At 63.0% G+C, this 13,851-nt stretch carries 16 protein-coding genes; 7 read left to right on the top strand and 9 right to left on the bottom strand.

The genetic code is table 11. The features are described from left to right. Positions 1–196: 196 nt before the first annotated feature. The 8 genes from pheT to infC form a co-directional block, all read right to left on the bottom strand. Positions 197–2,605, bottom strand: a complete 2,409-nt coding sequence (gene pheT / locus AC0L3O_RS16675) for a phenylalanine--tRNA ligase subunit beta (RefSeq protein WP_473616084.1) — start codon at positions 2,603–2,605, stop codon at positions 197–199. Next, complete coding sequence (locus tag AC0L3O_RS16670; RefSeq protein ID WP_027152017.1) at positions 2,602–3,024, bottom strand: GFA family protein; 423 nt, start codon at positions 3,022–3,024, stop codon at positions 2,602–2,604. The genes pheT and AC0L3O_RS16670 overlap by 4 nt, the downstream gene beginning before the upstream one ends. Beyond that, a complete protein-coding gene (gene pheS / locus AC0L3O_RS16665) occupies positions 3,021–4,106 on the bottom strand; it encodes a phenylalanine--tRNA ligase subunit alpha (RefSeq protein WP_473616083.1) in 1,086 nt (361 codons plus the stop codon). Before pheS ends, AC0L3O_RS16670 begins: the two co-directional genes overlap by 4 nt. A gap of 95 nt (positions 4,107–4,201) precedes the next feature. Then, positions 4,202–4,603, bottom strand: a complete 402-nt coding sequence (gene rplT / locus AC0L3O_RS16660; RefSeq protein WP_023796882.1) for a 50S ribosomal protein L20 — start codon at positions 4,601–4,603, stop codon at positions 4,202–4,204. 37 nt (positions 4,604–4,640) lie between these two features. Continuing rightward, positions 4,641–4,844 (bottom strand): 50S ribosomal protein L35, encoded by a 204-nt coding sequence (gene rpmI / locus AC0L3O_RS16655; RefSeq protein WP_006201248.1) that lies wholly within the window; start codon positions 4,842–4,844, stop codon positions 4,641–4,643. A 190-nt stretch (positions 4,845–5,034) separates the two neighbouring features. Continuing rightward, complete coding sequence (locus AC0L3O_RS16650; RefSeq protein WP_128244572.1) at positions 5,035–5,691, bottom strand: methyltransferase family protein; 657 nt, start codon at positions 5,689–5,691, stop codon at positions 5,035–5,037. 51 nt (positions 5,692–5,742) lie between these two features. Continuing rightward, positions 5,743–6,387, bottom strand: a complete 645-nt coding sequence (locus tag AC0L3O_RS16645) for a methyltransferase family protein (RefSeq protein WP_473616082.1) — start codon at positions 6,385–6,387, stop codon at positions 5,743–5,745. Positions 6,388–6,526: 139 nt separating this feature from the next. Further along, entirely contained in the window at positions 6,527–7,063 is a 537-nt protein-coding gene (gene infC / locus AC0L3O_RS16640; RefSeq protein ID WP_287220710.1) for a translation initiation factor IF-3, read from the bottom strand. A 211-nt stretch (positions 7,064–7,274) separates the two neighbouring features. Between infC and AC0L3O_RS16635 the strand changes: the two genes are divergently transcribed. From AC0L3O_RS16635 to AC0L3O_RS16620, 4 genes are all read left to right on the top strand, one after another. Next, positions 7,275–8,051, top strand: coding sequence for an alpha/beta hydrolase (locus AC0L3O_RS16635; RefSeq protein ID WP_473536279.1), 777 nt, complete (start codon positions 7,275–7,277; stop codon positions 8,049–8,051). A 3-nt stretch (positions 8,052–8,054) separates the two neighbouring features. Further along, a complete protein-coding gene (locus tag AC0L3O_RS16630; protein WP_473616081.1) occupies positions 8,055–9,197 on the top strand; it encodes a benzoate/H(+) symporter BenE family transporter in 1,143 nt (380 codons plus the stop codon). Between the two features lie 118 nt (positions 9,198–9,315). Next, the gene (locus AC0L3O_RS16625; protein ID WP_023796888.1) at positions 9,316–9,786 is read left to right on the top strand and encodes a DUF2852 domain-containing protein; all 471 of its coding nucleotides are present in this window, start codon (positions 9,316–9,318) and stop codon (positions 9,784–9,786) included. A 104-nt stretch (positions 9,787–9,890) separates the two neighbouring features. Then, entirely contained in the window at positions 9,891–10,649 is a 759-nt protein-coding gene (locus AC0L3O_RS16620; RefSeq protein ID WP_027152023.1) for a M48 family metallopeptidase, read from the top strand. Positions 10,650–10,658: 9 nt separating this feature from the next. Here the strand turns inward: AC0L3O_RS16620 and AC0L3O_RS16615 are convergent, their stop codons facing one another. Continuing rightward, on the bottom strand, positions 10,659–10,970 hold the full coding sequence (locus AC0L3O_RS16615; protein WP_287325630.1) for a hypothetical protein: 312 nt from the start codon (positions 10,968–10,970) through the stop codon (positions 10,659–10,661). Positions 10,971–11,016: 46 nt separating this feature from the next. Here AC0L3O_RS16615 and AC0L3O_RS16610 point away from each other — a divergent pair, with 46 nt between their 5' ends. The 3 genes from AC0L3O_RS16610 to trpA are packed head-to-tail and all read left to right on the top strand — an operon-like array spanning position 11,017 to position 13,802. After that, positions 11,017–11,676 (top strand): phosphoribosylanthranilate isomerase, encoded by a 660-nt coding sequence (locus tag AC0L3O_RS16610; RefSeq protein WP_287319324.1) that lies wholly within the window; start codon positions 11,017–11,019, stop codon positions 11,674–11,676. A gap of 33 nt (positions 11,677–11,709) precedes the next feature. After that, positions 11,710–12,960, top strand: a complete 1,251-nt coding sequence (gene trpB / locus AC0L3O_RS16605; protein WP_287289888.1) for a tryptophan synthase subunit beta — start codon at positions 11,710–11,712, stop codon at positions 12,958–12,960. Positions 12,961–12,962: 2 nt separating this feature from the next. Then, positions 12,963–13,802, top strand: coding sequence for a tryptophan synthase subunit alpha (trpA, locus tag AC0L3O_RS16600; RefSeq protein WP_023796892.1), 840 nt, complete (start codon positions 12,963–12,965; stop codon positions 13,800–13,802). Positions 13,803–13,851: the final 49 nt, after the last annotated feature.

Below are 13,851 nucleotides of genomic sequence, written 5' to 3'. Positions count from 1 at the left end.
CCCTCAAGTGGGGAGATTGGATCTCTCCCACTTTCGCCAACTGCCAACGCCGTAAGATGGCGGGACGGCGAAACAGCCACTCTCACCCCTGTCGGAGGAGATGTCCGACAGGACAGAGAGGGCGCTGTCCCGCCAACTTCTGCGGAGAATACTCGGCTCACCACGGCACGACAGTGATCGCCATGTGCTCGCAGCGTCAGGCTCTGAGCACGCCACCGGTCTGCTTATGCACATTCTCGACGATGCGCTTGGCCAGCGCCTCGAAATCCTCGTCGGTCAGCGTCCTTTCGACCGGCTGGATCGACACTTCAATGGCGATCGATTTCTTGGCTGCGCCGAGTGACGCCCCTTCGAAAACATCGAAGACCGAGACGTTGGTGATCAGCTTCCTGTCGGCGGCAAGGGCTGCGCGGGTCAGCGTGCCGGCTTCGACCGCCTTGTCGACAACGAAGGCGAAATCGCGCTTGACCGCCTGGAAGGCGGACAGTTCCAGTCTCGGTTTTGTCCGCGTCGGCTTGGCCTTCGGCTCGGGCACGGCATCGATGAAAACCTCGAAGCCGCAGAGCGGCCCGGAGACGTCGAGTTCCTCCAGCGTCTTCGGGTGGAACTCGCCGAACGTGCCCAAAATGACCTTGGGCCCGAGCTTGATCGTGCCGGAGCGGCCGGGATGATACCAGGCCGGGCCGCCGGCCTCGATCTGCAGCCGCTCGACCGGCGCACCGCAGGCTTCAAGTGCTGCGATCGCGTCGGCCTTGGCGTCGAACACGCCGACCGGATCGGCATTGCCGGCCCAGTGGCGGCTGGAGCCTTCGAGCTTGGCCGTGCCGCGCCGCACGCCGGCGGCGACGCGCCGCTGCTGGTCGGCCGCGTCACCCTCGTAGGTGCCGGACACTTCGAACAGCGCTACATCGCCGATGCCCTTGTCGGCATTGCGCTGCGCGGCGGCGATCAGGCCCGGCAGCAGCGACGGCCGCATGTCGGACATGTCGGCAGCGATCGGATTGGCGAGCCTGAGTGCGGTCTGGCCGCCGCCGAACAGTTCGGCATGTTTTGCCGGAATGAACGACCAGGTGACCGCCTCCATCATGCCGCGCACCGCAAGCGCCCGCTTGGCGGCGCGGGTGCGGACCTGCAGGACAGTCAGGATCTTGGCGTTGACGGCATCGTGCGCGCCGAGCGGCTGCGGCGCGATGTTGTCGACGCCATGGATGCGCATGACCTCCTCGACCAGATCGGCCTTGCCGTCGACATCCGGCCGCCAGGACGGCACCGCCACATCGACGACATCGCCCGCGCCTTCCGGCTTGAAGCCGAGGCGCGAAAGAATGGCGAGGCTCTCCTCCATGGGCACCTCTGTGCCGGTCAGCCGCCTCACTTCCGACAGCGGGAAGGAAACGATCTTCGGCGCGTGACCGGCATAGCCGACGACTTCGGTTTCGGTCGGCGTGCCGCCGCAGAAGTCCAGCACCAGCTTGGTCGCCAACTCCACGCCGGGCACCATGAATTCCGGGTCGACGCCGCGCTCGAAGCGGTAGCGCGCATCGCTGAAGATGCCGAGCGTGCGGCCGGTGCGGGCCGTGGTGATCGGATCCCACAGCGCCGATTCGATCAGCACGTCGGTGGTGTTCTCGTCGCAGCCGGAATGTTCGCCGCCCATGATGCCGGCGATCGATTCGACGCCGTCCTGGTCTGCTATCACGCACATGTCAGGCGTCAGCGTGTATTCGCGGCCGTCAAGCGCCAGCACCTTTTCACCGTCACGCGCCCGGCGCACGGTAAGGTTGCCGGCGACCTTGTTCGCGTCGAACACATGCAGCGGCCGGCCGCGATCGAAGGTGACGAAATTGGTGATATCGACCAGCGCGCTGATCGGCCGAAGCCCAATGGCGATCAGCCGCTGCTGCAGCCATTTCGGCGACGGTCCGTTGTTCACGCCTTTCACCAATCTCAGGGCGAAGCCGGGGCAGAGCTCCGGGGCTTCGATCGTCACCTTCACCGGGCACATGCCGCTGCCGGCATGCGGCATGATCGCGCCGCCGACGAGGCGGCCGAGCCCGCTCGCCGCCAGATCGCGGGCAATGCCGTAGACGCTGGTCGCGTCCGGACGGTTCGGCGTCAAATTGATCTCTATGACCGGATCGTCGAGATGGGCATAGGCGGCGAAGCTGGTGCCGACCGGCGCATCGGCCGGCAGATCGATGATGCCGTCATGCTCTTCGGAAAGCTCGAGCTCGCGCTCGGAGCACATCATGCCGTGGCTTTCGACACCCCTGATCTTGCCCACCGTCAGCGTCACGTCGATGCCCGGAACATAGGTGCCGGGCGCTGCAAAGGCGCCGATCAGGCCCGCGCGGGCGTTCGGCGCTCCGCACACAACCTGCACGGGTGCCTTGCCGTCGCCGGTATCGACCGTCAGCACGCGCAACCGATCGGCATCGGGGTGCTGCACCGCCGCCAGCACCTTGGCGATGACGAAGGGTTTTAGGCTCGATCTGTCGTCGACATGCTCGACTTCGAGGCCGATCGAGGTCAGCCGCTCGACGATCTCGTTGAGCGAGGCGTCGGTCTCGAGGTGGTCCTTGAGCCAGGAGAGGGTGAATTTCATGACTGTGTTCCGTCTGGTCTGGGCACGCTGGTCTTCAGATGTCTCGGCAAGTCATCCGGCATGTGCACGAAGGGAAGCTGCTCGCGCACATGGGCGTGGTGCGTCGGCTTGAAATAGGCCGGCATGTCCATGGCGCCGAGCATGAAGTAGATGTGGTCGGCCAGCCGCTCATCGACATAGGCGATCGGCGAGCCGCAGATGCCGCAAAAGGAGCGCGTCACCGGCCCGTTCTCGAACATCTTCAGCGCCTTACCCGTGAAGGCGACCTGCTCGGTGATGAAGCCGACGAAGGCCGATACCGGCGCGCCGCTGGCCCGCCGGCAATCGCCGCAATGGCAATAGCTGACATGGTGCGGTTCGGCCGAAGCCTCGAACCGCACGGCGCCGCAGCGGCAGCCGCCGGTGTGGGCCGCTGTCATGTGCTCAAGCCTGCGAACAGCGTCGGCATGTCGAGCGGCCGGAAGCCGTAATGCGACAGCCAGCGCACATCGGCGTCGAAGAAGGCGCGCAGGTCCGGCATGCCGTATTTCAGCATGGCGATGCGATCGATGCCCATGCCCCAGGCAAAGCCCTGATATTCGTCGGGATCGAGCCCGCCATATCTCAGCACATTGGGGTGGACCATGCCGCAACCGAGGATCTCCATCCAGTCGGAGCCTTCGCCAAAGCGCACCTCGCCCGGCCGCGAACGGTCGCACTGGATGTCGACCTCCATGCTGGGTTCGGTGAACGGGAAGAAGCTCGGCCGGAAGCGCATCTTGACCTGGCGTACCTCGAAGAAGGCCTTGCAGAACTCCTCCAGCACCCATTTCATGTTGGCGACGTTGGCTGATCTGTCGATCACCAGCCCTTCGACCTGATGGAACATCGGCGAGTGCGTGGCATCGGAATCCTGGCGGTAGGTTTTTCCGGGAATGACGATGCGGATCGGCGGCTTCTGCATCTCCATGGTGCGGATCTGCACCGGCGAGGTGTGGGTGCGCAAAAGCTTGCGCTCGCCCTTCTCGTCCGGCTGGAAAAAGAAGGTGTCATGCATCTCGCGCGCCGGATGGCCTTCCGGGAAGTTCAGCGCAGTGAAATTGTAGTAATCGGTCTCGATATCGGGACCTTCGGCGATGGCAAAGCCGAGGTCGCCGAAGATCGCGGCAATCTCGTCGCTGACCTGGCTGATCGGATGGATGCGGCCGCGCTCGGCCGGCGATTGCCGCACCGGCAGTGTGACGTCGACCTTTTCCGCCGCGAGCCGTGATGCGATCGCTGCGTCCTTGAGTTCGGCGCGGCGCGCGGTAAGCGCCTCGGTGATGCGGTTCTTGAGACCGTTGATCGCCGGACCTTTTATCTGGCGCTCTTCTGCGCTCATCGAGCCGAGCGTCTTCAGCATTTCGGAGACCGAGCCCTTCTTGCCGAGCGCTGAGACACGCACGGCTTCGATCGCCTGCTCGTCGGTGGCCGACGAAATGTCGCTCATCAAGGAATTTTCGAGAGTTTCCATGTCACTCATGTTTCAGACTCGATTGAAGGCAAAGAAAAACCCGCGCCAGCCCTGCCAGCGCGGGTTTCCCAAATCAAGTGTCGATGTGCTTGGGAAGGCGCTGGTTAGGCTACAGCGCTTTCAAAAGCGTTCGGCGTGGTGTTCTTGAGGTACTCGAGCGCGACCTTGGCCTTGGCCACAAGGGCGGCAAATGCCTGCGGCTCGTGGATGGCCATGTCCGACAGGACCTTGCGATCGATCTCGATGCCGGCCTTGTTGAGACCGTCGATGAACCGGCCATAGGTCAGGCCATGCTCGTGGGTCGCGGCATTGATGCGCTGGATCCACAGAGCGCGGAACGAACGCTTACGGTTCTTGCGGTCGCGGTAGGCATACTGCAGCGACTTTTCCACCGCCTGCTTGGCGATGCGAATGGTGTTCTTGCGGCGGCCGTAGAAACCCTTGGCGGCTTTCAGGACCTTTTTGTGCTTGGCGTGCGAGGTGACGCCTCTTTTTACGCGTGCCATGTCATGATCTCCTTAAAACTTGTCCAGACCGAATGCCTTAGAGGCCGTTCGGCAGAAAATTCTTGATGACCTTCTTGCCATCCGGTTCAGCCAGAACCATCGTGCCGCGGGCATTTCGAATGAACTTGTTGGAACGCTTGATCATGCCGTGACGCTTGCCGGCCGCAGCCGACAGGACTTTTCCCGTACCTGTGATCTTGAACCGCTTCTTGGCGGCTGACTTGGTCTTCATCTTGGGCATTTTGCTACTCCGTTTATGTGCGCATCATCGCGCTTTTTGTTCGCTTCAGGCCGACCAAAGCCCGAAAAGCAAATGAAACCGCCACGGCATGCCCTGCCGGGCGGTTTTTGGGAACGGCGGTGCTATACGTCAAAGCGGGCCGGCGTGCAACACCCTGTGCCGACACACCCTTTGCCGACACACAATGGGCCTATGGGAAACGGAACAGCACCGGCAGTATGCCCGATTGCTGGGCGGCGTCGATCGATTCGAAAAACGGCATGGCAACGAGGAACACCAGTCCGTCCAGCAGCGTCGTCCGCAGCAGGCGCGGCTTGAAGCCGCCGGTGTCGCCTTCCTGATACAGCGAAAGCTTCGGGAAAAAGCGCGGCACTCGCGCCATATAGGCCTGGAATGGCGTTCCGAAGGCCTCCTTCAGGAACGTCTCTTCGCGCAGGATGACGACGTGAAAGGCGGCGGCGCAAATCACCGCGAAGCCGATCGCCGCAGTGATCGAGCCCATCTGCGCGCCGACGCCGGCGGCAGCTATCGAGGAGAAGACATAGAGCGGATTGCGGGTGATCGAATAGGGTCCGCCGGTAACCACCTCGGAGGATTTGCGTCCGCCGATATAGAGCGTCGACCACAAGCGCCCGACGATGCCAAGAAAGATCAGCAGGACGCCGACCATTTCGATCGTTTCGTGCGGCACGCTTTCGGGAGGAAAAGCAGACTGGCCAAACAGCAGCGCTGCGAACATGACGACCACGAGGGCGGCAAGCACCATCCTGCGCGCGTGCTGATACCTGCCCAGCGCACGCCTGGCCTGCGCTTGTTCGGCCTGCGCCGATTTAACTTCATTGAGCATGTCGGGAATCCAATCGTCGAGGAACTTGCCGGCGATCGCGGCATCCGCAGTTCAATACAGCCAGAAGAGGACGGGAAATACACCGCTTTCCTGTCCGGACTCGATGAGTTCGAAAAACGGTACGGAAGCCACGAACATCAAGCCGTCGCGCAGCGTGTGATTAAAAATGCGCGGTGTGAAGGTGACCTCGGCCTGATCGCGATAAAGCCGGGGATTGGGAAAAAACCGCGGCACCCGTGCGATGTAGTCCTTGTACGGCGCCCCGAGCACGGTCGTCAAATGCCGTTCCTCGCGCAGTGTGACGATGTAGAACGCGGCCGCGCACAAAACCGCCGACGCCACCGAGACGATCACGCTGCCGGTCTGGGCGCCGATGCCGGCGGCCCCTATGGTGGAGAAAAAATACAGCGGGTTGCGCATCACCGAATATGGGCCGGTAGCAACCAGTTCGGCCGACTTGCGGCCGCCGATATAGAGGATCGACCAGAGCCGGCCGCCAATCCCGATCAGTATCAGGGCGATGCCGTACTGCCCCTCTATGCGTTCGTGGCCCAGTTCATCGTGGGTGGAGCCGCCGAAGATCAGCAAAGCGCAAAAAGCACCGACCAGCAGCGCCAGCAGGACGCGCCGGCGCCGCTGATAGCGGCCCATTTCGTCGAACGATCTTTCAATCGGAGAACGTGCCGCAGCGGCCATGGACAATCCTTTCGCCGCGAGGACCGGCAACCGGAATCCTTGTCGATGCAACTTGCGGAGAAATCATGGCGAAGACAAAAACAAACAAAAGGCCGCCGAAGCGGCCTTTTCTTTGACGGGACCGCTTTAGCGGAATCGCTTAGCGGGGCGCCAGCACCATCATCATCTGGCGGCCTTCGAGCTTCGGTTCGGCTTCGACTTTGGCGATCGGTGCAACTTCCTCGCGAACCTTGTTCAAAAGCTGCATGCCGAGTTCCATATGCGCCATCTCGCGGCCGCGAAAGCGCAATGTCAGCTTGACCTTGTCACCTTCCTCGAAAAACCGCCGGACCGCTTTCATCTTGGTCTCGTAGTCATGGCTGTCGATGTTCGGGCGCATCTTGATCTCTTTGATCTCGATGACCTTCTGGTTCTTGCGCGCCTCGGCCGCCTTCTTCTGGTTGGCGTATTTCAGCTTGCCGAGATCGAGAATTTTTACGACGGGCGGCGCTGCGTTGGGCGATATCTCGACCAGATCGAGCCCAGCCTCTTCGGCGAGCAGCAATGCGTCGTTGATGGAGACATCGCCATGGTTGTGGCCTTCGGCGTCGATAAGCTGGACCCGGGGAACCCGGATGTCACGGTTGGAGCGCGGGCCCTCCTTGGTGGGCGCCGTTGCTTTGAAAGGTCTGCGAATGGTCGTGGTCTCCTTGAGCCGTTTCGTTCGGGGTTTTCAATTCAGAATTGCGAACGCGCCAATGTGGTGAGCGCGCGGCCGGAGTCAATAGCACAGCGCTCACAGGAAATCACCTGTTCCCTGACTTCTGCCTGCACCAAACGAAGAAAGTTGCCGAGCACTTTTCGTTGAGCCGTCCGCTGTGTCAAAAGACCTGCGTGAGGAGTGAGCCATGACCGCACCGGTTTTTCTCGACGTCGACGGAACCAGCATCGCTGTCAGGCGCGCTGCGGGTGCCGAGCCAGGCATTGTCTGGCTCGGCGGCTACAAGTCGGACATGCTGGGCACCAAGGCCGAGAAGCTGGCGGAATGGGCGAGCGGGCAAGGCCGGGCTTTCCTGCGTCACGACTATTCCGGTCACGGCGAATCGGGCGGCGCCTTTGCGGACGGCACCGTCTCGAACTGGCTTTCGCAAAGTCTCGCCGTCTTCAATCATTTCACGCAAGGCAGGCAAATCCTGGTCGGCTCCTCGATGGGCGCATGGATCGCGCTGCGCATGGTCCAGGTATTGCGCCAGGAATTGCACACGCCAGGCGAGAACCGCATCGCCGGTCTGGTGCTTCTAGCGCCGGCGCCGGATTTCACCGCCGAGTTGGTCGAGCCGGCGCTGACCAAAGCGCAGAAGCGCGATCTTGCCAAAAAAGGTTTTTTCGAGGAGCCGTCGGACTATTCGGCCGAGCCTTACATCTACACCCGAGCGCTGATCGAGGACGGCCGCAACAACCGGGTGCTGACCGGGCCGATCGACACCCACTGCCCCGTCCACATATTGCAAGGGCTGGCCGATGCCGACGTGCCGCCGAGCCATGCGCTGAAACTGGTCGGCCTGCTGCCGGCCGACGACGTCACGCTGTCGCTGATCCCCGACGGCGACCATCGCCTGTCGCGGCCTCAGGATCTCGACATGCTGGTGCGGGCGGTCAATGCCATCGTGCGGCAGGCAGGCTAGGACATGCGCATTTCCATTCCGGTATCCGCCTTCGTTGCAGCGATTGTCGGCTTCGGCGGCACGTTGGCCATCGTCATCGCCGCCGCCAAGGCAGTCGGCGCGACGCAAGTCGAAACCGCGAGCTGGGTGACGGCGATCTGCCTCGCGATGGCGATCGAGAGCCTGTGGCTGTCGTGGCGCACCAGGATGCCGGTCATCGCCGCATGGTCGACGCCGGGGGTGGCGCTGATCGCGGCATCGAGCGGCTTTTCGATCAACGAGGCCGTCGGCGCCTTCATCGTCACCGGGATTTTGCTGATTGCCACCGGCCTGTTCAGGCCCTTGACCAAGCTGATCGCCAGGATACCGGCCTCGGTCGCGTCGGGGATGCTCGCCGGCATCGTCGTCACCTTCGCCATCAATGCGGTGAAGGCGATTCCCGTCGACCCGTGGCTGATCCTGCCGCTGATCGCCGCCTTCTTTGTCATCCGCCTGTTCAATCCGGCGCTCTCGGTGCTGGCGGTGCTGATCGGCGGCGGCGCTGCCGCGTTCCTCACCGGCCGGGTCGGTGGTCTGCCGACCCCGGAACTTTCGACATTGACGCTGATTGCGCCGCAGTTCACCGTCACGGCGATCATCGGCCTGGCGCTGCCGCTTTATCTCGTCACCATGGCCTCGCAGAACCTGTCCGGCCTCGCCGTGCTGAGGGCGGCGGGCTACCACCCGGAACCCGGCCCGCTGATCGGCGTCACCGGCCTGCTTTCGCTGCTGTCGGCACCATTCGGGGCCTCGACCACCAACCTGGCGGCGATCTCGGCGGCGATCTGCACCGGCCCCGACGTGCATCCCGATCCGGGCGAGCGCTGGAAGACCGGTCCCTTCTACGCGCTTGCCTACCTCGTCTTCGCCATTTTCGGCGCCTCGCTGGTGGCGATCTTCGCCGTGCTGCCGCAGAGCCTGATCGTGCTGGTCGCCGGACTGGCGCTGATGGCGCCGCTCGCCAACGCGCTGTCGATCGCCTTGAAGGAAGACGGCGAACGCATGGCCGCTACCGTCACCTTTGCCGTCACCGCCTCGGGGCTGACGCTATTCGGCGTCGGTGCGGCGCTCTGGGGCCTGATTGCGGGCCTGGTCGTCCTTTTCCTTGAAACGCTCAAAAAGCGATAATCATTTCAAACGCTTGTCCGGTTTTGGCCGACACTGTCTTGAATCGCCGTTTTTCTCATCCCATTTCGATTCCACGCAGCCGGGATTGGCTGTCTCCAACTGAAGGAATTGGGAGAAAATGAACACATCTGCATTGATCCGTCCGGCCTGGACGCCGGCGACCATCGCTCTGATGGTGATCGGTTTTATGGTGTTCTGGCCGCTCGGCCTCGCCATGCTCGCCTACATCATCTGGGGCGACCGGCTTGACGGCTTCAAGCGCGACGTCAACCGCGCGACCGACGGCATCTTCGCCGGCTGCCGCCGCGGTTCCGACAAAGCGGCGCGCTGGGGCCACGGCTCTGCCCGCACCGGCAACGTCGCTTTCGACGACTGGCGCGAAAAAGAACTCGAGCGGCTCAATGAAGAGCGCCGCAAGCTCGACGAGATGCTGAGCGAGTTCGACGAATACGCCAGGGAATTGCGTCGCGCCAAGGACCAGGAAGAGTTCGACCGCTTCATGGCGAACCGCAACAAGTCGACGTCGCCCACAACCGGCGGGCCCACAACCGGCGGTGGCAAATCCACGCCAGGCCTGCTTGACGAGTAAGGCACTTGCCTCGACATAAATAATAATCAAAAACGGCGTCGCGTCAGCGGCGCCGTTTCTTTTTTGTTCTATTCGTTTTCCTCGAATCACGTATCGTCCTGGCCATGTCATTCGGCTTCTTCCGCAACCTGACCAAACCCAGGCCCGCCCCCGTCGTGGAGCGGGAGCATTGTGTTGCCGGCCGCACGCTGCCGCTCAAGATCGTCGAGAGCGACCGGGCGCGGCGATTGACGCTGCGCATCGATTCCGGTGGCCGGGGCCTACGCATCACCGTGCCACCGGGCCTGCGGCGAGGCGAGGTGGAAAAATTCCTTGACCGCCATCAGGACTGGCTGGAGCAGCGGCTGGCCAAAGTGCCCAACCGGCCGCAGGTGCGGCCCGGTATCAAAATTCCGGTGCGCGGCGTGCCGCATCGCATCGTTCATGAGCCCTCGAAACGCGGTACCGTCACGCTGTCGTGCGACGAACGCGGTCCGCTGATGATCGTGCATGGCGAGCGCGTGCACCTGCCGCGCCGCATCGCCGATTTCCTCAAGCGCGAGGCCAAGCGCGAGATCGAGCGGTTGGTGGTCAGGCACACCGGGACGATCGGCAAGCGCGCCAAGGCAATCCGCTTCAAGGACACGTCGAGCCGCTGGGGGTCATGCACGTCGGACGGCAACCTGTCGTTCTCCTGGCGCATCATGATGGCGCCGCGACCGGTCATAAACTATCTCGTCGCGCATGAGGTGGCGCATCTCAAGGAGATGAACCACGGCCCGAAATTCTGGAAGCTGTGCGAGCAGCTCTGCCCCGACACCGAACGCTGCAAGGACTGGCTCAAGCGCAATGGCGGCGCGCTGCAAGCAATCATGTTCGAATAGATCGCCCGGTCAATCATCATTCGCCGCGTTCAACTCCTCTGGGCGCAGCCCCTCGTCGGTATGGCGCGGCCATGGCAGGAAGTCCTTCTTGAACGCATTGCTGCCGAAATAGTCGAGCGCGCGGTGTGCCTCGGCGCCGTTGAAGGCGGCCTTGTCCATCAGATGAGCGATGACCTCGCGAGCCTGCGCGACTTTTTGCCTGAGTTGGGCGACGGTATCGTCTGCCATGCTGTTTGCTCCCGTCGGTATTATCTGAAGTAAGTAGCCCGTTCCGCTCTCTTGTCTTAGGAAGGTAGCGCGTTCCGCGCCGGTGGCAAACATGCGCTTCTTCTCGACTCTTTTGCCGTTTCGTGCCAATCCCCGCGTCATGGCGCTCGACATCAAGATATGCGGACTGAAGACCGACAAGGCATTGGCCGCGGCATTGGCCGGCGGCGCCAGTCATGTCGGCTTTATTTTCTTTGCCAAAAGCCCGCGCTGCATCGAGCCGGCGGAAGCCGGCCGCTTGCGCGAAGCGGCTATCGGCAAGGCCAAGGCGGTTGCCGTGACGGTCGACGCCGGCGATGCGTTTCTGGATGAAATCGTCGAAAAAATGCAGCCCGACATGCTGCAGCTGCATGGCTCGGAAACGCCGGAGCGGGTGACCGAGATCAAGGCCCGCTATGGCCTGCCGGTGATGAAGGCGCTGCCGGTCAGCGATACTGCCGACCTGGAGCGGACAAGACCCTTCGTCGGCATTGCCGACCGTTTCCTGTTCGACGCCAAGCCGCCGAAAGGTTCGGAGCTGCCGGGCGGCAACGGCATTGCTTTCGACTGGCGCATTCTGGCCGGCCTTGACGCAGGCGTCGATTACATGCTTTCCGGTGGGCTCAACGCCGCCAATATCGGCGATGCCCTTCGGCTTGCCAACCCGCCCGGACTGGACATTTCCTCAGGCGTGGAAAGCGCGCCGGGCGTCAAGGATCCGGCGCTGATCGAACAGTTTTTCCGTGCCGTCAAGGCAGCACGCGACAGCCGCGCCGCCTGACCGTGCTTCAAACCACAAGCTAGGAGATCGGCGATGAACAAGCCGGCGATACCCAATTCCTTCCGCACCGGACCCGACGAGCAGGGCATGTTCGGCATCTTCGGCGGTCGTTTCGTTGCCGAAACATTGATGCCGCTGATCCTCGACCTCGAGCGGCACTGGAACGAGGTCAAGGACGATGCGGATTTCAAGGCCGAACTGACTGACCTTTCGACCCACTATGCCGGGCGGCCGTCGAAGCTTTATTTCGCCGAAGGCCTGACCAGGCATCTTCGCGAGGTTTCCGCGGCTAAGGGCCTCGGGGGCGGCGCAAAGGTCTATTTCAAGCGCGAGGATCTGAACCACACCGGCTCGCACAAGATCAACAACTGCCTCGGCCAGATCCTGCTGGCCAAGCGCATGGGCAAGAAGCGCATCATCGCCGAGACCGGCGCCGGCCAGCACGGCGTCGCGTCGGCCACCGTGGCGGCGCGTTTCGGCTTTCCGTGCGTCGTCTATATGGGCGCCACCGACGTCGCCCGGCAAAGCCCGAACGTCTTCCGCATGAAGCTGCTCGGCGCCGAGGTGCGGCCGGTGACTGCCGGCCACGGCACGTTGAAGGACGCCATGAACGAAGCTCTTCGGGATTGGGTGACCAATGTCGAGGACACCTACTACCTGATCGGCACCGCCGCCGGCCCGCATCCCTATCCAGAGCTGGTGCGCGACTTCCAGTCGGTGATCGGCATCGAGGCGCGCGCCCAGATCCTCGAGCAGGAAGGCCGGCTGCCGGACACCATCATCGCCGCCGTCGGCGGCGGCTCCAACGCCATCGGCCTTTTTCACCCGTTCCTAGACGACCGCAGCGTAAAGATCATCGGCATCGAGGCCGGTGGCCGTGGCCTCGACGGCATCGAGCATTGCGCCTCGATGAACGCCGGCGCGCCCGGTGTGCTGCACGGCAACCGCACCTATCTCCTGCAGAATGCTGACGGACAGATCATGGACGGGCATTCGATCTCGGCCGGCCTCGACTACCCGGGCGTCGGACCGGAGCATTCCTGGCTGCGCGACTCGGGCCGCGTCGATTATGTGCCTGTTCTCGACGACGAGGCGCTGGAGGCGTTCCAGCTGACGACGCGCGTCGAAGGCATCATTCCGGCGCTCGAATCCGCCCATGCCATCGCGCATGCGATGAAGATCGTGCCGGCCATGGACAAGGACCAGATCGTCATTGTCAACCTGTCCGGCCGCGGCGACAAGGATGTGCATACGGTGGCCAATATGCTGGGCATGGAGATCTGATCATGACCACCCGCATCGACCGCCGCATGGCCAAGCTGAAGGCCGAAGGACGCCCGGCACTCGTCACCTATTTCATGGGCGGCGACCCGGACTACGATACCTCCCTGTCGATCATGAAGGCGCTGCCCGGCGCCGGCAGCGACATCATCGAGCTCGGCATGCCGTTTTCCGATCCGATGGCCGACGGCCCGGCGATCCAGGCGGCCGGCCTGCGCGCGCTGAAGGGCGGGCAGACGCTGGTCAAGACGCTGAAGATGGCTTCGGAATTCCGTGCCACCGACAATGAAACGCCGATCGTTTTGATGGGCTACTACAATCCGATCTACATCCACGGCGTCGACCGCTTCCTCGGGGATGCGCTGGCCAGCGGCATAGACGGGCTGATCGTCGTCGACCTGCCGCCGGAAATGGATGAGGAGCTTTGCATTCCAGCGCTGAGGGCCGGCATCAATTTCATCCGGCTGGCGACGCCGACCACCGACGACAAGCGCCTGCCCAAGGTGCTGCAGAACACCTCCGGCTTCGTCTATTACGTGTCGATGACCGGCATCACCGGCTCAGCACTTGCCGACACCGGCAAGGTGGCGGCGGCGGTCGGGCGCATCAAGGGCCATACCGACCTGCCGGTCTGCGTCGGCTTCGGCGTCAAGACGGCCGAGCAGGCACGCATCATTGGGGCGTCAGCCGACGGCGTCGTCGTCGGCACCGCGATCGTCAATGCGGTCGCCAATGTTCTTGGGCCAAAGGGCGAAAAGACCGCCGACCCGGCCGAGGCGGTCGCCACGCTGGTCAGCGGGCTTTCGCAAGGCGTGCGTGCGGCCCGCCTTGCTGCCGCCGAATAGTCTTGATCTTCTGGTTGACCATGATCTCCACCGAAAACCGGTTTCCACT

This window comes from Mesorhizobium sp. WSM4810, assembly GCF_055811235.1.
Note: the sequence above shows the minus strand (reverse complement) of the source record. Positions and strands in the feature narration are given on the sequence as shown.

Excerpts from the sequence above, each read along its gene's own strand:
- pheT (WP_473616084.1), bottom strand. The coding sequence starts at position 2,605 with ATGAAATTCACCCTCTCCTGGCTCAAGGACCACCTCGAGACCGACGCC.
- AC0L3O_RS16670 (WP_027152017.1), bottom strand. The coding sequence starts at position 3,024 with ATGACAGCGGCCCACACCGGCGGCTGCCGCTGCGGCGCCGTGCGGTTC.
- pheS (WP_473616083.1), bottom strand. The coding sequence starts at position 4,106 with ATGAGTGACATGGAAACTCTCGAAAATTCCTTGATGAGCGACATTTCG.
- rplT (WP_023796882.1), bottom strand. The coding sequence starts at position 4,603 with ATGGCACGCGTAAAAAGAGGCGTCACCTCGCACGCCAAGCACAAAAAG.
- rpmI (WP_006201248.1), bottom strand. The coding sequence starts at position 4,844 with ATGCCCAAGATGAAGACCAAGTCAGCCGCCAAGAAGCGGTTCAAGATC.
- AC0L3O_RS16650 (WP_128244572.1), bottom strand. The coding sequence starts at position 5,691 with ATGCTCAATGAAGTTAAATCGGCGCAGGCCGAACAAGCGCAGGCCAGG.
- AC0L3O_RS16645 (WP_473616082.1), bottom strand. The coding sequence starts at position 6,387 with ATGGCCGCTGCGGCACGTTCTCCGATTGAAAGATCGTTCGACGAAATG.
- AC0L3O_RS16635 (WP_473536279.1), top strand. The coding sequence starts at position 7,275 with ATGACCGCACCGGTTTTTCTCGACGTCGACGGAACCAGCATCGCTGTC.
- AC0L3O_RS16630 (WP_473616081.1), top strand. The coding sequence starts at position 8,055 with ATGCGCATTTCCATTCCGGTATCCGCCTTCGTTGCAGCGATTGTCGGC.
- AC0L3O_RS16625 (WP_023796888.1), top strand. The coding sequence starts at position 9,316 with ATGAACACATCTGCATTGATCCGTCCGGCCTGGACGCCGGCGACCATC.
- AC0L3O_RS16620 (WP_027152023.1), top strand. The coding sequence starts at position 9,891 with ATGTCATTCGGCTTCTTCCGCAACCTGACCAAACCCAGGCCCGCCCCC.
- AC0L3O_RS16615 (WP_287325630.1), bottom strand. The coding sequence starts at position 10,970 with ATGTTTGCCACCGGCGCGGAACGCGCTACCTTCCTAAGACAAGAGAGC.
- AC0L3O_RS16610 (WP_287319324.1), top strand. The coding sequence starts at position 11,017 with ATGGCGCTCGACATCAAGATATGCGGACTGAAGACCGACAAGGCATTG.
- trpB (WP_287289888.1), top strand. The coding sequence starts at position 11,710 with ATGAACAAGCCGGCGATACCCAATTCCTTCCGCACCGGACCCGACGAG.
- trpA (WP_023796892.1), top strand. The coding sequence starts at position 12,963 with ATGACCACCCGCATCGACCGCCGCATGGCCAAGCTGAAGGCCGAAGGA.